Origin of the sequence: Peribacillus sp. YIM B13482 (assembly GCF_042787975.1) — a bacterium.
GTDB classification, from domain to species: Bacteria; Bacillota; Bacilli; order Bacillales; family DSM-1321; genus Peribacillus; species Peribacillus simplex_A.
On the sequence record NZ_JBHZPF010000018.1, the window covers coordinates 60,435 to 77,468 of the forward strand.

General features: G+C 40.4%; 17 protein-coding genes. 3 read left to right on the plus strand and 14 right to left on the minus strand.

Annotation, left to right across the window (positions count from 1 at the left end):
• Positions 1-342: 342 nt before the first annotated feature.
• From ACFX4L_RS11205 to ACFX4L_RS11230, 6 genes are all read right to left on the minus strand, one after another.
• Positions 343-990, minus strand: a complete 648-nt coding sequence (locus ACFX4L_RS11205) for a 3-oxoacid CoA-transferase subunit B (RefSeq protein ID WP_185147818.1) — start codon at positions 988-990, stop codon at positions 343-345.
• Positions 991-1,007: 17 nt separating this feature from the next.
• A complete protein-coding gene (locus ACFX4L_RS11210) occupies positions 1,008-1,703 on the minus strand; it encodes a CoA transferase subunit A (RefSeq protein WP_377405154.1) in 696 nt (231 codons plus the stop codon).
• A 32-nt stretch (positions 1,704-1,735) separates the two neighbouring features.
• The gene (locus tag ACFX4L_RS11215) at positions 1,736-3,121 is read right to left on the minus strand and encodes a GntP family permease (protein ID WP_061464624.1); all 1,386 of its coding nucleotides are present in this window, start codon (positions 3,119-3,121) and stop codon (positions 1,736-1,738) included.
• Positions 3,122-3,871: 750 nt separating this feature from the next.
• Complete coding sequence (locus ACFX4L_RS11220) at positions 3,872-5,542, minus strand: sigma-54 interaction domain-containing protein (RefSeq protein ID WP_377384649.1); 1,671 nt, start codon at positions 5,540-5,542, stop codon at positions 3,872-3,874.
• Positions 5,543-5,606: 64 nt separating this feature from the next.
• On the minus strand, positions 5,607-6,782 hold the full coding sequence (locus ACFX4L_RS11225) for an acetyl-CoA C-acetyltransferase (protein WP_377405157.1): 1,176 nt from the start codon (positions 6,780-6,782) through the stop codon (positions 5,607-5,609).
• Positions 6,779-7,726 carry a 3-hydroxyacyl-CoA dehydrogenase family protein gene (locus tag ACFX4L_RS11230; protein WP_377405160.1) on the minus strand — a complete coding sequence of 316 codons (948 nt, stop codon included), beginning with the start codon at positions 7,724-7,726 and terminating at the stop codon, positions 6,779-6,781. Before ACFX4L_RS11230 ends, ACFX4L_RS11225 begins: the two co-directional genes overlap by 4 nt.
• A gap of 256 nt (positions 7,727-7,982) precedes the next feature.
• Between ACFX4L_RS11230 and ACFX4L_RS11235 the strand changes: the two genes are divergently transcribed.
• Both ACFX4L_RS11235 and mleCBF read left to right on the plus strand, forming a co-directional pair.
• On the plus strand, positions 7,983-8,759 hold the full coding sequence (locus ACFX4L_RS11235) for a 3-hydroxybutyrate dehydrogenase (RefSeq protein ID WP_061464627.1): 777 nt from the start codon (positions 7,983-7,985) through the stop codon (positions 8,757-8,759).
• Between the two features lie 306 nt (positions 8,760-9,065).
• Complete coding sequence (gene mleCBF, locus ACFX4L_RS11240) at positions 9,066-9,908, plus strand: CBF family alpha/beta fold macrolide esterase (RefSeq protein ID WP_377405163.1); 843 nt, start codon at positions 9,066-9,068, stop codon at positions 9,906-9,908.
• Positions 9,909-10,233: 325 nt separating this feature from the next.
• On the opposite strand, the gene ACFX4L_RS11245 is transcribed toward mleCBF, so the two are convergent.
• The 4 genes from ACFX4L_RS11245 to ACFX4L_RS11260 all read right to left on the minus strand — a co-directional run bounded on the left by ACFX4L_RS11245 (position 10,234) and on the right by ACFX4L_RS11260 (position 12,984).
• Positions 10,234-10,371, minus strand: a complete 138-nt coding sequence (locus tag ACFX4L_RS11245) for a histidine phosphatase family protein (RefSeq protein WP_284469835.1) — start codon at positions 10,369-10,371, stop codon at positions 10,234-10,236.
• A gap of 459 nt (positions 10,372-10,830) precedes the next feature.
• Positions 10,831-11,445, minus strand: a complete 615-nt coding sequence (locus tag ACFX4L_RS11250; protein WP_284469834.1) for a poly-gamma-glutamate hydrolase family protein — start codon at positions 11,443-11,445, stop codon at positions 10,831-10,833.
• Positions 11,446-11,557: 112 nt separating this feature from the next.
• On the minus strand, positions 11,558-11,845 hold the full coding sequence (locus ACFX4L_RS11255; RefSeq protein ID WP_284469833.1) for a hypothetical protein: 288 nt from the start codon (positions 11,843-11,845) through the stop codon (positions 11,558-11,560).
• Positions 11,846-12,129: 284 nt separating this feature from the next.
• Positions 12,130-12,984 (minus strand): helix-turn-helix transcriptional regulator, encoded by an 855-nt coding sequence (locus tag ACFX4L_RS11260; RefSeq protein ID WP_061464629.1) that lies wholly within the window; start codon positions 12,982-12,984, stop codon positions 12,130-12,132.
• 120 nt (positions 12,985-13,104) lie between these two features.
• On the opposite strand from ACFX4L_RS11260, the gene fabF reads away from it, so the two are divergent.
• Positions 13,105-14,340, plus strand: coding sequence for a beta-ketoacyl-ACP synthase II (fabF, locus tag ACFX4L_RS11265; protein ID WP_377405167.1), 1,236 nt, complete (start codon positions 13,105-13,107; stop codon positions 14,338-14,340).
• 71 nt (positions 14,341-14,411) lie between these two features.
• On the opposite strand, the gene ACFX4L_RS11270 is transcribed toward fabF, so the two are convergent.
• From ACFX4L_RS11270 to map, 4 genes are all read right to left on the minus strand, one after another.
• A complete protein-coding gene (locus ACFX4L_RS11270; RefSeq protein WP_377387582.1) occupies positions 14,412-14,858 on the minus strand; it encodes a MarR family winged helix-turn-helix transcriptional regulator in 447 nt (148 codons plus the stop codon).
• A 44-nt stretch (positions 14,859-14,902) separates the two neighbouring features.
• Positions 14,903-15,604, minus strand: coding sequence for a pirin family protein (locus ACFX4L_RS11275; RefSeq protein ID WP_377405184.1), 702 nt, complete (start codon positions 15,602-15,604; stop codon positions 14,903-14,905).
• An 87-nt stretch (positions 15,605-15,691) separates the two neighbouring features.
• Complete coding sequence (locus tag ACFX4L_RS11280) at positions 15,692-16,045, minus strand: DoxX family protein (protein WP_081108899.1); 354 nt, start codon at positions 16,043-16,045, stop codon at positions 15,692-15,694.
• A gap of 253 nt (positions 16,046-16,298) precedes the next feature.
• A partial coding sequence (map, locus tag ACFX4L_RS11285; RefSeq protein WP_377405171.1) for a type I methionyl aminopeptidase occupies positions 16,299-17,034 on the minus strand: 736 nt, incomplete at its 5' end.

Below are 17,034 nucleotides of genomic sequence, written 5' to 3' on the forward strand. Positions count from 1 at the left end.
GCTAATAATGATTTCATCCATATAAAAAGTAATAAAACCTGTGAATGTTTTTTTTTGAGGGTTTGTTAAAATATGAATGTTGATTGGAACGTAGGGCACTCTCTTTCCGCGGGCGGCCCTAACGCGGGGTCTCCCTTGGAAGCGCTTTTCCCGCAGGAGTCTCGTACCTTCTGTTCCAATCAACTTTATTTTAAAAATTCAGATACCCTTTCGCCGCCTGTTGTTTCCTCACTATAGAAAGGGAATTCCCCCTAAAATACCACAAAAAAATAGACTGCTTCCGTTCGCCCGTTTGCGAATGAAAGTAGCCTAATAATGAATTATTTTATTAATCTCTTTAACTTATGCTCTAATTTCAATAGAGGGGCTTATTGTAAAGTCAGCCTCTGTTTTACTTTTCACTTCATCAAGTGTGATGCCATTTTGCAATTCAATCAATTCCATGCCAGCTTCTGTAAATTGAAAAACAGCCAGTTCGGTAATCAGGCAATGGACGACCTTTTCTCCTGTCAATGGCAATGTACAATTCTTTTTCACTTTGGATTCCCCATGCTTGTTCACATGGTCCATAATGACAACAATTCGTTTTGCGCCTTGGACGAGGTCCATCGCTCCGCCCATTCCTTTTACCATCTTCCCTGGAATCATCCAGTTTGCTAAGTCCCCATTCTCGGAAACTTCCATCCCGCCTAAAATGGCTAGATCGATGTGGCCGCCGCGGATCATCGCGAACGATTCAGCGCTATCAAAAAATGATGCCCCTGATTTTGCCGTCACTGTTTCTTTTCCAGCATTAATCAGGTCCGGATCGACTTCATCCTTTTGCGGATAAGGCCCGATTCCCAGTAAACCATTTTCCGATTGAAGCATAACATTAAAGTCATTTGGAATCATGTTGGCAATCAAGGTCGGCATTCCAATCCCTAAATTCACACACATACCATCTTGGATTTCTTTAACGGCCCGTTCTAAAATCAGTTGTCTAGTCATTCGAATACTCCTCCTTTTTATGCGTTAGCGGTTGTAAGTCTTTCAATTCGTTTTTCATAGTCATTTCCTACAAGCACTTTCTGTACATAAACCCCTGAAGTATGAATTTCATCCGGATCGAGCTCTCCAGTGTCCACGAGCTCCTCCACTTCGACAAGCGTGACTTTCCCTGCTGTGGCAACGACAGGGTTAAAATTCCTTGCCGTTTTTCGATATACAAGATTACCGAAATGATCTGCTTTCCAGGCTTTTACAAAGGCAAAATCTCCGACTATTCCTTTTTCCATAATGTATGTGCGGCCATCAAACTCTTTATGTTCTTTACCTTTTGCGACTTCCGTTCCTACTCCTGTAGCTGTATAAAAGGCAGGAATTCCCGCTCCGCCCGCTCTTAAGCGCTCGGCCAGCGTTCCTTGGGGAACTAGCTCGACCTCCAGTTCGCCACTTAAGAATTGCTGTTCAAATAACTTATTTTCCCCTACATAAGAAGCGATCATTTTTTTGATTTGTTTATTTTCAAGCAAAAGACCCAGCCCCCAATCGTCGACTCCACAATTGTTGCTGACAATCGTCAAATCCTTTACACCTTTGTTACGCAAAGCAATGATTAGTTTTTCTGGTATTCCGCTTAATCCGAACCCGCCAACGATAATGGTTGCTCCATCCTCGATTTGTTGAATAGCGCTATCAAAAGATGTTAATAATTTACTCATTTTCCATCATCTCCATTCTTAATACTATTCTATTAAATAAACAGTGAAGTTGCAAAAGCTATGATGAACACGGTCACTGTTTTCAAAACCGTAATCGCAAAGATATCCTTGTAAGATTGACGATGTGTCAGTCCAGTAATAGCAAGCAAGGTAATGACGGCACCATTATGCGGCAGCGTATCCATCCCGCCAGATGCCATCGATGCAATTCGATGAAGCATTTCCGGGGTGATTCCGACACTTTGGGCCACCTGCAAATAGTGACTTCCCATTACTTCTAACGCAATCGAAAGTCCACCGGATGCAGATCCGGTAATCCCCGCCAGCACATTGACGGCGATTGCTTCAGATACGAGCGGATTACCGCTTGCATCGAACACCCAGTTTTGAATGACCGAGAATCCAGGAAGTGTTTTCACCACATTCCCAAAACCAACTTCAGATGCAGTATTGAATATGGCAAGCAATGACCCCATTGCCGCAGCTGTTAATCCACTTGCCAATTTGACCTTGATACGTCCAACATTCAGAAGCATCGCTGCAATAATACCGATTGTCAATGCAACAATCAAAGACCAGGATGAAGTGACTGTGCTTACATCGGCAATGTTGAAAGTTTCCTTCAGCATCGATGCATCATACCAGTGCTTAACCGAAATGGCACTGCGGCTGAAGGCAAAATTAAACGCGACGACAAGGATGAGCGGTACGATGGACAGCCAAAAGTTAGGCAGGTTTTGCTGTTCTGCACTTTCTGGTTCATTAATATGTCCTTCCCCGTAGCCTTCACCATTTGCCACCGCTTGCCTGCGGCGACGTTCTAACCAGAGCATTCCTCCAGTGAATACCATGATCGCGCCAATAATCCCCATTAACGGAGCAGCATAGGTATCTGTTCCGAAATAATTCGTTGGAATGATATTTTGAATCTGAGGTGTTCCAGGAAGAGCATCCATCGTATAAGTGAAAGCGCCTAATGCTATCGTTCCTGGCAATAATCTCTTTGGAATGTCTGCTTCTTTAAAAATTGCCGCTGCAAATGGATAAACGGCGAATGCCACTACAAACAGTGAAACCCCGCCATATGTAAGCGCCGAACAGGCCAGCACTACAGCAAGAATGGCCTGCTTTGAGCCTAGTGATTTTACGATGGTCTTGGCAATGGATGCTGCTGCACCGCTCATTTCCATGACTTTTCCAAATACCGCCCCTAGTAAAAATATCGGAAAAAACGCTTTTATATAGTTAGCAGCAAACGTCATATATGTCTCTGTATAACTCGGCAGCAAATGACCACCAGATAAAATGACCGCCAATAACGTAACAAGCGGCGCTATGATAATGACCGGATAGCCCCGGTAGGCTAAAAAGATTAAAAGTCCCAGCGCCACAACGATGGCTAAAATTTGAATCACCAATACTATTCCCCCTTTTCTTTTCTCCCCTTGCCCCAAAATTATTTCGGAAGCCTATTAGTAGAAACATTAATCTCCTAAATTCCACATTTTTAATTTTTCCGCTTTTACCATCCAAGCCTGCCTTCCCCAAGTCAAGCTGAATGATCTTACTAAGTGCTTCCCAATTATTGAGAACGCTTTCAACAATCTGTTGAATTACTAAATCCCTTTTCATTTTACGTGGTAACACCATATAAAATGACAGATAGGCCATTCACTAAAGTAATCAAGCAATTCTTGTGCCAACTTAAATTAAATGGAAAAACCTCAACTTTTAAAGCCTTTTCAAACATTTTATTTCCCTTTTAAAAGCTTAAATCCGTTAAAACTGTCAAGGTTTCAATACACATAAGTATAAACTTCAAAAAAGTGTAAGCCTTTTCTTACAACATTTAAATTTCCTCTCATTTTATGTACGGATTTCTTGACACACTCACATATCACTAGAGTAAAATAGTCACAAATGTGTGTCTATTCTTAAGAGGTGGTTAAAAAGTATTAAAAAGTGCCCTTTGGCTAAAGGGCACTTCAGATTGTAGATAAACTCGATAATACTTGAGTTTGTCTACGGTTATTTTAGGGTTTGTATAAATTGAACGTTACGTGGAACGTAAGGCACTTGCTTTCCCGCAGGAGTCTCGCACACTCGTTCCAATCTACTTTATTAAAAATTTAGATAGTATCCTTTGGCAAAAGGATACTTTTCAACAGTCATAAACCAAATTTATTCATTTTTTCATACAGTGTTGTTCGGCTTACACCGAGTCTCTTTGCCGTTTCTGATTTATTACCAGAAGTCATTTCCAAACATGAAACGATTGCAGCCCGTTCGGTTTCATCCATCACTTCAGCTAAAGTGCGGATTGAAACTGACTCTTTATGACCCGTTATTTCTTTAGGGAGTTGCTTGGAACGTATCATTTCCCCTTCTTCAACAATATTCATTGCACGTTCAATGATATTCTCCAGCTCACGAATATTACCCGGCCATTTATAAAGGCGAAGCAGCCGTAATGCTTGATCACTCATCCCCGTTACGCGTTTTTTCATGAGGTTCTGGTACTTTTCAACAAAATGATTTACCAGTATTTCAATGTCCTCTGGTCGCTCCCTCAAGGAAGGAACCTGGATTTGTAAGACCTTCAGCCGGTAATACATATCAAGTCGGAATTCCCCTTTCGAGACCATTTCCTCCAGATTACGGTTTGTTGCAGCGATTACCCGTACATCAATCGGAATGCTTCCCGTCGAACCGACCCTCTCAATCTCTTTTTCTTGTAAAACACGGAGCAGCTTCACCTGCATATGCAGTGGCAGCTCACCGATTTCATCGAGAAAAATCGTTCCGCCTTCAGCCGCTTCGAACTTACCTGCTTTTCCGCCTTTTTTTGCACCAGTGAAAGAACCCTCTTCATAGCCGAATAGTTCTGACTCCAGCAGCTCTGCCGGGATGGCCGCACAGTTCACTTTGACAAATACACCCATGGCCCTTCTGCTGTCATTATGGATGGAATGGGCAAACAGCTCCTTCCCTGTTCCGCTTTCGCCCAAAATCAACACATTTGAGTCGCTTTTAGCGGCAATTTTGGCTTGACCTTTTACTTCCATGAAAGCAGGACTTCTCCCCATCAGATGATCAAACGTATATGAGGCCTTATTCCTCTCGCGAAAATCGCCTTTGTACTTTTTCAGCTCAACTTCTAGTGAATTTATCCGTTTGGAAAGAGCGGTAAATTGCCCGACATTCTTAAAAAGAATCTTACCGACCGCCCCTATCAATTTCCCTTGTTTCCTTATCGGGGAGCGGGTCGCAATTATATAATTATCTTTAATTTTCTGTAATTCAGCGACCTCTTGCTTGCCGGTTTTGGCGACCACATGCATACGGGTGTTTTCAATGACCTCCGTTACATGTTTCCCTATTGAGCTTTCCTGTTCGACGCCAAGAAAATCCGCATAAGCGTGGCTCAGCATTTGGACATACCCTTCCGTATCGACCATCACCAAGCCGTCATAGGCAAATTCGATAATATCCTTAAACAGCAGTTCTTCATGATTATCGACATTAAGAAAATCACTTTTATTATTTGTAAACAATAGGAGATAAATCTGATATTCCTCATCACCCATTTGAACGATTGCTTTTCTGATAATCCCATTATTACCGTTCAAACGAATCGGAGTATTTACGGCTGGTACAAGGTTTTTTTCTAAAATCAAATTTATTTGCAGATCAAATTGATTCTCCGCAAAAGCCTCGGATAATACGCGATTGCAGAGAACGATTTCTGTTTCGTTTTTCATTACCAAAACACCAAAAGGCAATTCTTCCAATATCGCTTTCACTAATTCGAATTGAACAGTTTTATTATCGCTGACCATTCCTATTCTCCTTAACCCGTCTGAAGTTTCCTCCATTATATCATAGGAAAATGGGGCCAAGTCATTACCGTTCCACAATCAGCGCAGTTCCCTGTCCGCCACCGATACATAAGGTAGCAAGGCCTATTTTTGCATCCCTAAGTTTCATTTCATACAATAAAGTCACTAAAATCCGGGCACCGGAAGCACCTACAGGATGACCCAGAGCAATCGCCCCGCCATTTACATTCACTTTCTCCGGTTTCAGTTCAAGGTCCTTAAGCACAGCGAGTGACTGTGCCGCAAAGGCCTCGTTCACTTCCATCAAATCAATATCATCTATTGTCAATCCAGCTTTTGCCAAAGCTTTTCTTGTCGCAGGCACTGGACCGTAACCCATGATTTTCGGATCAAGCGCAGCGTTTGCATATGACTTAATTGTTGCTAACGTTTCCAGTCCTAGCTCGTCCGCTTTTTCCTTAGACATTAGGACTAACATCGCACCCCCATCATTGATTCCGGATGCATTTCCTGCCGTAACCGTTCCATTTTCCTTAAAAGCAGGACGCAGCTTCGCTAGCTGGTCAATCGTCAGCCCATGACGCGGGTGTTCATCTTGGTCCACCAAGATCGTCTTTCCTCTGCGTTTATATTCAACAGGTACAATTTCATCTGCAAATCGTCCTTCAAGCTGTGCCTTTTCAGCCTTTCTTTGGCTCTCTAAAGCAAATTCGTCCTGCTTTTCACGGCTGATTTCCCACTGCTCGGCGATATTCTCCGCAGTCACGCCCATATGATATTGATTAAAAACATCCGTTAAGGCGTCATATGTCATGGAATCGACTGCTTCGGCATTACCCATTTTCTGTCCAAAACGATAATTTGGAAGTAAATACGGAGCATTGCTCATGCTTTCAATCCCCCCGGCGAGAATCACATCAGCATCACCAAGGGCAATGAATTGTGCTCCCATTATTACCGTACGGAGGCCAGATCCGCAAAGCTTATTAATGGCCATGGCCGGCGTTGTTTCCGGAATCCCTGCATGAATCGCAACCTGACGTGCCACATTTTGCCCTAAACCAGCAGATAGAATATTCCCAATCAATACCTCATCGATCATATCAGCCGAGATATTTGCCCGCTTAATCGCTTCCTTTGCTGCAACAACTCCCAATTCAACCGCTGAAACATTGGCAAGACTGCCCCCAAACGCACCAACTGGTGTTCTTGCTGCCCCTACAATCACTACTTCTCTCATAATACTTCCTCCTTCTCCATTTTTAATTTTCCCAGTTTAATAAAATGACGGTCCCTCTCATTGATTTTCTGGGAAACAGTAGATTCTTCATACGTAAAAATCCCTTCTCCCGACTTCATCCCAAGCTTTCCCTTAGCAACCAAATCACGAATCATATCAGGGGCTTCCTTACTCTGATCCAATACTGGTGAAACATTATCGAAAACGCGCTGCCATGTATCCAGTCCGCCAAAATCAGCAATCTCGATCGGCCCAGTAAATGCCCATCGAAAACCTGGTCCAGCCGTTATCGCTGTATCGATATCCTCAGCATCGGCAACGCCCTCTTTTAATAGATAAAAGGCTTCCCGCATCAAGGCAGTCTGGAGACGATTGGCAATGAATCCTGCTATTTCTTTTTTCAAGAGAATCGGAGACTTGCCGATTTTACGCATTAAATCCATTGTTGCCTTGACGATTTCCGGCTTTGTTTCGTCATGCTGAACAATTTCAACCAATGGAACCAAATGGCCAGGATTAAAGAAATGCGTGATGACCATTCTGTCCGCAAATGAGGCCTTCCCCATCAATTGAGAAATCGGAAAGGTCGATGTATTTGAAGCAACAATGGCATCCGGTTTGATCATTTCCTCCATTTGCTCATATAGATTTAACTTCAGCTCGATGACTTCCGGAATGGCCTCAATGATAAAATCAGCATCCCTTACTGCCCCTTTCAAATCTACACTGTATGTAATATTCGCTAAAGCGGCTTGCTTTTCCTGATCAGTCAAAACCCCTTCCTCAATGAGCAGTGATAGATTCTCAGAAATTCGATTTTGGGCATGATATAGCAACTCTTCCTTTATATCGTTAATGGTCACCAGATACCCGCTTACTGCAAATGACTGTGCGATCCCACTTCCCATTACACCTGAACCGATAATGGCAACTTTTTTAATCATCCAGCTTCCCCTTTCCGTTTCAATTACCTGTATTTACTCACCTTTTTATATATGCAATATTTATGCCAACGATAAGGGGAAATAAAATTCTTTTTTTATCCAGAAAATCATGATAGACTCTTACTCATTAACCTAAACCATATTTTTATAACCTTCCCTTTATATTTCCGATTGAGCTTACCTTGTGAAATATTCCCTGCTTACTATATAAAATGACAGACCTGGACCATTACATTTTTTATTGGAGGAATGTAATATGGTTAAAGATAAAGTGGCGATAATTACCGGATCTGCTAGAGGAATCGGTTTTGAGATTGGAAAGATATTCGCTGAAAATGGCGCAAAGGTCGTTTTGTCTGACCTTGATCAAAACACAGTTGAAAAAGCTGCTTTAGACCTAAGGAACAAAGGCTTGGAAGTTATCGGCCTAAAGGCAGACGTAACAAGTGAAGAAGATATTATCCAGCTAATCAAACAAGCTAAAGACAAATACGGACGAATAGACATTTTCATCAATAACGCCGGCCTTCAGCATGTTGCCCCAATTGAAGAGTTTCCAACTGAAAAATTCGAACTGATGATCAAAATCATGCTGACCGCCCCATTCATTTCAATTAAGAACGTTTTGCCGATCATGAAAGAACAAGGCTTCGGCAGAATCATCAACATCTCTTCCATTAACGGTCTGATTGGATTTGCCAACAAAGCAGCATACAATAGTGCAAAACACGGTGTAATCGGATTAACGAAAGTCGCCGCCTTGGAAAGCGCCTCTTTTGGCATAACCGTCAATGCCCTTTGCCCGGGATACGTAGACACACCACTCGTCCGCGGTCAACTGGAGGATCTGGCGAAAACAAGACAAGTACCATTAGAAAGCGTTTTGGAAGAGGTCATCTATCCACTTGTCCCACAAAACCGCTTACTTGATGTAAGTGAAATTGCCGACTACGCCATTTTCCTCGCAAGCGACAAAGCACGGGGCATCACAGGCCAGGCAGTCGTGTTAGATGGCGGATATACAGCACAATAAGTCGAAAATGCATCTACAAACGAAATATAGCCCGAATAAAACGACACCAAAAAGGTGCTCTTTATTCGGGCTTTTCTGTCTTCATGGAATTGTGGAAAAATTTGGTGGTATAAAGAATTCGCACATGTTACAGTAATATAGGGATATTTCCCATTTTACAAATACAAAAGGAGGCCTTGTCATGATTATTAAGTGGGTTAGACTGCGATAATTAAGGGGCAGGCCAATCATATGCTCCGGGAAGTATTTATTGATCTTCGCCATAGTAACGGCTATTAGATAATATTTAATACGGAGGTAAAGAACATGAGTGAACAGATACTGAAAATAAATAACGTGGATATATGTACAGAAAGTTTTGGAAACCCAAAGGACCCTGCTGTGCTTTTGATCATGGGGGCAATGTCTTCATTAGACTGGTGGGATGAGGACTTCTGTCTCCGCCTAGCTGATTCGGGGAGGTTTGTCATTCGGTACGATCATCGGGATCTCGGACGATCGGTCATTTATGAACCGGGTACCTCCAACTATACAATAACGGACATGGCTGACGATGCCGCGGGTGTCCTGGATGCTTATTCCATAGAGCGGGCTTCTATCGTCGGAATGTCGCTAGGCGGTATGATCGGCCAGATTCTTGCCTTGAGATATCCGGAACGCGTAAACACGCTTACGTTAATTGCATCAAGTGTGTTCGGGACTGTAATGGAAAAACTGCCTCCAATGGACCAGAGCATATTGGATCACCATGCAAAGAGTGCTTCCATGGATTGGTCAAATAGGGAGGCGGCTATCGCTTTTCTTGCAGATGGATGGAAAACTTTAGCCGGTTCCAAACCTTATGAGCAGGAAAGAATGTATAAACTGGCAAAAAGAGAGGCGGACCGCGCCAAACAGCTACCAAGCAGATTTAATCATGCCATCCTTGCTGGCGGAGATGAATATTTTGATAGAATGGGTCAGATATCCGTACCTGCCCTCATCATTCATGGCACAGAAGATCCAGCCTTGCCGTACGAGCACGGGCTTGCTCTTGCAAAAGCCATCCCTCATGCTGAATTAGTGACCCTTGATGGATCAGGACATGAGATTCATAGTGAAGACTGGGATGAAATTATCGATTCAGTTATAAAGCTTACTTCGCGATAAATTAATAAGTTGCAAAATTAGCCATTATGTAAGGTGGCTGCCTTTTTATACTTACAAATTTGGAAAATGAATAATCCTAGTAGGGTTAAAGGAAAATGTGGGTTTACCACGTTATCGATATCCCTAATAAAAGCCCAGTTTCTAGAAATTGGGCTCCCTTTACTTAAAAATCAAAGAAAAGTGGTTATTAGCGCGCCCATAAGTTAATTCAAATGCGTGGCACTGTTTAAAAATCTAATAAGTTTTATATGGATGTTCGGTATACTCAAGAAGATGTACCTGTATTATTAGAATTGAACCACACATCATTAATTTCGGGTGGTAATTAAAGAAAACCTTCAATCAATTTTGTAATCATGCCTCCATGGGAAACAACAGCAATTCTTTTATAATTTGCACTGTTTTCTCTAATATAGGAAAGTACATTTTGAGCTCGTAACGTAAAATCAAATTTACTCTCCATATCTTACACCTCTCCTAACTCGTCTAAGAATGCTACTCGACATTTGATAGCATTGGATAAAAAATTTCAGCAGTTTTACTAGCACGTAGCAAGGTACTTGACCATATGAATTCCGGTGGAACTAAAACTGAGGTATTTGTTTCAAATTGAAATCCTGCATTAGGGCTTTTTAAGTACCTTGTTGCAGTATCTGGTGAGAATTTACTGCATCAGGAACAGCTCCTAAAACATTTGAAATCCTAGAGGATTTTATAGAGGGTTTAGAAGGTTTTTACTATCCTTCTAAATCTAATGTAAGTCTTTGGGTAGAAATACAAACTTCAAACAAGCAAAACGAATCTTTTAGACTATCAACTTAATTAAGCACGTTTAAAATTCAATCAAATATTATAGATAATTTATACAATTGGAGAAAAAACACTGGATATGGCTTTGCTGAACTGTCCAAGCAGGGCTTACTTAGTAGATAACACTACGGATGACTTGGATAAACTTATCAAAGGTCTTTGTAGTGTTTATGCGGTTTGCTATGGACCAATCACCGTTTTGGAAAAAGGCTTTACGTAAGGCGGTGCTAAGTTCTAACTGGACTCCGGCACCTGAAGAGCATCTATTCACGATATTGGTTGGTTCGATTCCTTGATATCCTGTCGTGGAGTTGGCGATAACGGTGTTAAAACCTGCTCTGGTAAATTTTTTTAAAAAAATATCACGCCATTCTGTATCTAAACCGCCTAATAGAATGGTTTGGTTATCTGGGTCATAATATCCGTGAAGGGAGATTGCTCGCGCTTTAGATGTAATCAGTTGCACGGCTTGAGGCTCATCGAAGTTGGCACTGGTAATATGAAGGGTGTCATTGTTGCTAGATTTTAAACCTTCTAACAGGTATAGATTAGCAATGTCTTTTGCGGACGCAATTACCGCTTCTGATGTGCCAACCTCAATACCTCCACCATGTGGTGTAAACACCGTAATATCACTAGTCGGATGTTTTTGTACAGTAATAGAATAGTCTATACCGTATGTTTCATTAGCTTGTAGCTCTGCAAAATTTGCGTATAAATCCGCCATTTAAAAAAACCTCCTTGTAATTATAAGATATTCGCCAAAGATAGGAAGGTTCTTAATAGTAGGACCATAATTCTATTAAAATAACGTTGAATGTAATTGCTAGATTACTAAATCAACGCGCTGAGTAAAGAAACTCAACATTTATTTTCAAATAAAAAAGACACCCTCTCAAGAAGGTGTCCATCCCCATATTATTGAACTGACTGAATTGACGATCCATATTTGCTGCAGCCTCCGCAAAATGGACAGCTTCTTGTAGATGACCATGTGTAACTTCAGGAGGATAATCTACATTTTTTCCAAGTTCAAGCAATCCGCTCTTTCTAACTTGTTCACCCAAAACAAAATGAGGTGGGTGTAGACAGGTCAAAGCATTTTTAATTTGCTCGTACATCTTCATACAAGCTTTCCGAAAAATGAGATCAAAAAAAAGAGCAGCCTATAGTCGGCCACTCTGTTCTGTCCAATTTCGTTCCAAAAGTCTGCTCGGGATATTTAAGTTCCAAAATCAACTTTTCAAATCTTATTGTGTGGGGGTCTTCCTACTGGGTAACTTTATAACCTTCCCCTTTAGTTCCATAAAAAAAACTGCCTTAAAGACAGTTCCGATCTTAAGCTACCCCCGTTAGCTTAAGAAGAAAAAACACCTTAGTTGGCATTTTTCGGCACAGTAAATTTGCTGGTTTATGAGCTTTCAATGGAGATTTTCTTCATTAATCGTTTTAATTTATCTTCTGTAGCTGTTCCATCAACTGGTGTATAGATACTGCACCTTAAGTCCATGTCCCCCTGGACTTTAAGAGAAGTTAAATTAAACAACATCTTTCCGGCTTTAGCATGTCTAAATTCAATCATCATTTCTGGAGCTTTACTCACTTGACTTTCTTGCCATAAAGACTGAAATTCCGGGTGAGAATTACTCATTTCTTTAATAAATAGGTTATACCATTCATCACCTAAGTAGTGACCATAATAGGCACGGAAAATGGAAAGAAACCCCTTAACAAAATGCTCCCAATTCACAGCTAATGCTTTTAATTCTTTTCTTGTAAATACTAGATGGATCAAATTTCGTTGATCATCCGGGAGTTGTTCAAAATCTAAAAATACATGTGCTGCAGCATTGTTCCAGCCTACAATATGACAATGTCGATCTGTAATGATAGTAGGACAGTACATCAACTCAGCTAAAATTCTTTCCAAAGAAGGACTAAGTTTTGGCTGATCCTTCTTTCGATCAATAATGGGTGATTTCACTTCTAAAGCTAAATCATATAGATACTCTCGTTCATCATTATTTAATTGAAGAGCTGTAGATATGCAATCCAATACGCTTGTAGAGACCTTTATATCCCGACCTTGCTCCAGCCACGTATACCAAGTAGTACTAACTCCAGCCAAATGTGCAACTTCTTCTCTTCGTAAGCCAGGTGTTCTTCTCCGTGTACCAGCAGGTATACCGATAGATTCAGGCTTTATTTGGGATCGCTTCGTTTTTAAAAATGAAGACAAAGCTTCAAGTCTGTTTTTATCATCCATTTCTAAAACCTCCATCATAACATTTAACTTAGTAGTTATTATACCAGGATAAACACTCACTTGTAATAGGATAATCCCGAAGTATAATACAACTATACTATTCATTTGGAGTGATGAAAAATGGAAAGAGTCGTTATTACCGGAATGGGAGTAGTCTCTCCTATTGGAAACAGCGTAGATAAATTTTGGAGAAATCTGACTGAAGGGAAATCGGGCATTTCCTCTATTGATACATTCGACGTAAGCAATCATAAAGCAAAAATTGCAGGAATTATTCGTGATTTTAATGCAGATGATATTTTAGGAAAAAATGAAGCCCGACGTCTAGATCGCTTTTCTCAATTTGCTTTGGCTGCTGCTGAACAAGCCTGGACTGATTCTAATTTAGATATTGATGATATCAATCTTGAAAGACTTGGCGTATATGTTGGTTCGGGGATAGGAGGAATTGAAACATTGATTGATAATGTGGATACTCTTCGAGAAAAAGGTCCAAGACGAGTTAGTCCAACCCTGGTACCTGCCATGATTTCAAATGCTGCCGCAGCCCAAATTAGTATCAAGTGGAACGCAATGGGACCTACTATGTCACCTGTTTCTGCTTGTGCGATCGGAAATACAGCTATTGGTGAGGCATTCAGACTTATTCGCTTTGGAGAAGCAGATGCCGTTTTTGCAGGAGGAGCAGAGGCAGCTATAACAGATTTATCTTTAGCTAGTTTTGGTAATGCTACAGCATTATCAACGAGAAATGATAATCCAGCTAAGGCTAGCCGTCCTTTTGATGTAAATCGAGATGGGTTTGTCATGTCAGAAGGAGCAGGAATTTTAATCTTGGAATCTTTGTCTCACGCTTTACAAAGAGATGCAAAAATTTATGCGGAAGTCATTGGGTATGGTGCGAGTTCTGATGCCTATCATATGGTAGCTACACACCCAGAAGGTAAAGGAGCCTATCTTGCAATGAAAATGGCTTTGAAAAATGCAAAAGTTTCTCCTGAAGAGATTGATGTTATTAGCGCTCATGCAACAAGTACAGAAGTGGGAGATCGATCTGAAACACTGGCCATTAAAAAACTATTTGAATCAAAAGCTTATCAAATCCCAATAACAGCTAATAAATCTATGCTTGGTCACATGTTAGGAGCAGCAGGAGGCGTGGAAGCAATTGCCTTGGCAAAAAGTTTAAAGGAAGGAATTATTCCTCCAACCATCAACTTAGAAAAGCCTGATTCATTATGTGATTTAGATTATGTACCAGGTGTTGCTCGTAAAGTGGAAATAAGTATTGGTCTATCCAATTCATTCGGTTTTGGAGGTCATAATGCAGCTATCGTTTTAAAAAAATACGAGTGAATTAAATTTCGCTCGTATTTTTTTTATTAAAATTAAAGATCCTCAAGAGAACCTTTAGTTAGTAATGGGTCTTATAAACTTTGTGCCCCTATTCCTATTTTCTTTAATAAATAAATTAATTGTTCTTTCTCTTCGTTAGTAATGAATGAAACATTTTCTGAGATTGTTGCAACGTGTTTTGGGAAAATCTTGTCAAAAAGTGCTTTTCCTTCTTCCGTTATGACGACATTAGAAGCCCTTCTATCATTAGGGTTTGGTTGTCTTTCTACAAACCCTTTCTTTTCTAACTTATCTACGACATAGGTGATACTTCCACTTGGAATAGAGAACGTCTCACTGATCTTTTGGACCGGATGCGGACCTTTACTGTAAAGCAATTCAAGAATCATAAAATTTTCCCTACTAATATTATGACTTTCAATATCTTTCAGTACGTTTTCAGAAACAGCTTGGGAAGCTTTCAGCCAAACACGTAACAACCTCAAATCCAACTGACTTTGTTCATCTCCTTGATACATTCACCGAACCTCCTATTACAATAATTTTTAAAATTCAATTTAGGCTATCTTGGTTTTCTGTATAAAGGATAATCAACTTCAACTGGAATTTCTATTAGCAGCATCCGAAATTCTTCACCTTTAGGCTGAATGGTAAAGCTTTCAACTTTCTCTGATTGAATAATGATGAAATCCTTATTATCAAATGAAACCTCCAATTCATCAATAACACCGCCATTACCTCTAAGAGCTAAACCAGCTAGTGCCCGATTAGGTGAAAGAGCATAATTATAGGTTGCACCATTTCCAAGTTCAACATCGTACATTTTGGCATCTGTCACGAGATTGATTGGTGAATGTTCACCTAATATCGTCTTAATCATTACACCGTTTTCCGAAGTGATTGGGAAATCTTCATGCACGTATTTTGAGTAAGCGGGTGTTCGCTTTATGGCTTTGCTTAAGTGCGGCTCGAACCAAATTTGAAACCCTTCTGACGGCTCAAGAAGAGATTCGGCATGTTGCACACCTGAGCCGGTTTGCATCACCTGAACACCACCAGCACCTACTTCACTAATCGTACCAAGCGTATCTTGGTGACGACCTCTCCCCTTAATGTTGTAGCTTAATATCTCAAAACCTTGATGAGGATGAAAACCAATACCACCTTCGCCCTCAGATTTTGCCCATGCCCAGTAAAATAATGGTCCTAGCCTATTTATTAGTGACCCTTCTCCAGAAAAGCCAATGGGTTTTTGTTCTATTATTTTACCGCCATCAAACTGCCCAAACGCCTGATATCCTGTGGTTTAATAATTTTAATATCCATTCTCATTCCTCCTTTATGTTAATAATTAAAGCAATGAGCCAAAATTTATAAGTAATACAATTAATCCAAGAATTAATAAAACAATCGGCATCATCATTTTGCTTACAGAATCTTTAATTTTGATGTGTGTGAAAATTGCCCCAAGCATTGTCCCAACAATAAATAAACCACCCCACGCAGCTAACTTATCATTCCAAATACCTGAGATAACTAGTACTGCTCCAATAACTTCGACCAGACCTGTAAATATCCTAAAACCTCCTGGATACCCATAACGCCCAAATTCATCCACCATTTGCTTTGAACCGAACTTCATAAATCCAAACATTAGGAATCCTAATCCTAATATGCTTTGAAGAATAATTGATAAAACAGTCATTTATTTTCTCTCCCTTTAGCCTAATATTATTTATCCTAAACTTAGTACTTTTTTACCCTAACATTAGGATAAGTCTTGTGTCAACAAAAAAAACAACCCGATTTATGGTTATTGGGTTGTTTTTTATCTACTATTCAAATTGTTTCTTCTTCAACTATCCTGCCCCTTTAGCTCATAAGAAAAAGAGCTGCCAAAGCAACTCCCTTATTTAAGTGGGTTGATGTGGGATACACCCATCGAATCCTCGCTTGAATTAAAGTGTGACAATAATCGGACCATCTTTAGTAAGGATAATAGTATGTTCCAATTGAGCTACATAGCTTTTTTCTGTAGCATAGGTCCAACCGTCTTCTTTTTGGAGCACTTCTTCTTCAAAGGTTGAGATAAATGGTTCGAATGCGATAACCATCCCTTCCTTTAATATTTCATTGTCCCATGGATCATAATAATTACAAATATGGTCAGGTGCTTCGTGTATTCTACGTCCAACACCATGTCCTGTAAGGTTTTTGATAACAGTGAATCCATGTTGTCTCGCTGTTTCGAATACTGCTTTTCCGATTCTACTTTTTTTAGAACCGGGTTTTGCTTTCTTAAGACCTGCTTCAAATGCCTTTTTAGCAACGTCGCATATTTTCGTTAATACTTCTTCTCCTTCTCCTACCACAAATGAGATTCCTGTATCTGCAAAATAACCGTTCTTTGAAGCAGATACATCTATATTTACTAAATCCCCTTCATGAATAACCCGATGACCCGGAATACCATGTGCCACTTCTTCATTAAGACTAATGCAGGTATAGCCAGGAAAATCATATACACCTTTTGGAGCTGACACTGCACCTGCTTTTTCTAAAAGTTCTCCGGCTATATCATCAAGTTCTTTGGTCGTTATGCCAGGAATTGTCCTTCGTACCAATTCATCTCTAATGGAAGCAATAATTTTGCCAATTTCCTTCAAACCATTAAAATCTTCTTCTGTTTTTGCA

Bases quoted from the DNA above. Each gene is read 5' to 3' on its own strand.
- ACFX4L_RS11280 (WP_081108899.1), bottom strand. From the start codon at position 16,045: ATGACTGTTTTATCAATTATTCTTCAAAGCATATTAGGATTAGGATTC.
- ACFX4L_RS11205 (WP_185147818.1), bottom strand. From the start codon at position 990: ATGACTAGACAACTGATTTTAGAACGGGCCGTTAAAGAAATCCAAGAT.
- ACFX4L_RS11235 (WP_061464627.1), top strand. From the start codon at position 7,983: ATGGTTAAAGATAAAGTGGCGATAATTACCGGATCTGCTAGAGGAATC.
- ACFX4L_RS11210 (WP_377405154.1), bottom strand. From the start codon at position 1,703: ATGAGTAAATTATTAACATCTTTTGATAGCGCTATTCAACAAATCGAG.
- ACFX4L_RS11270 (WP_377387582.1), bottom strand. From the start codon at position 14,858: ATGTATCAAGGAGATGAACAAAGTCAGTTGGATTTGAGGTTGTTACGT.
- ACFX4L_RS11220 (WP_377384649.1), bottom strand. From the start codon at position 5,542: ATGGTCAGCGATAATAAAACTGTTCAATTCGAATTAGTGAAAGCGATA.
- ACFX4L_RS11230 (WP_377405160.1), bottom strand. From the start codon at position 7,726: ATGATTAAAAAAGTTGCCATTATCGGTTCAGGTGTAATGGGAAGTGGG.
- ACFX4L_RS11260 (WP_061464629.1), bottom strand. From the start codon at position 12,984: ATGGATGATAAAAACAGACTTGAAGCTTTGTCTTCATTTTTAAAAACG.
- ACFX4L_RS11245 (WP_284469835.1), bottom strand. From the start codon at position 10,371: ATGGAGAGTAAATTTGATTTTACGTTACGAGCTCAAAATGTACTTTCC.
- ACFX4L_RS11255 (WP_284469833.1), bottom strand. From the start codon at position 11,845: ATGAAGATGTACGAGCAAATTAAAAATGCTTTGACCTGTCTACACCCA.
- ACFX4L_RS11250 (WP_284469834.1), bottom strand. From the start codon at position 11,445: ATGGCGGATTTATACGCAAATTTTGCAGAGCTACAAGCTAATGAAACA.
- fabF (WP_377405167.1), top strand. From the start codon at position 13,105: ATGGAAAGAGTCGTTATTACCGGAATGGGAGTAGTCTCTCCTATTGGA.
- mleCBF (WP_377405163.1), top strand. From the start codon at position 9,066: ATGAGTGAACAGATACTGAAAATAAATAACGTGGATATATGTACAGAA.
- ACFX4L_RS11225 (WP_377405157.1), bottom strand. From the start codon at position 6,782: ATGAGAGAAGTAGTGATTGTAGGGGCAGCAAGAACACCAGTTGGTGCG.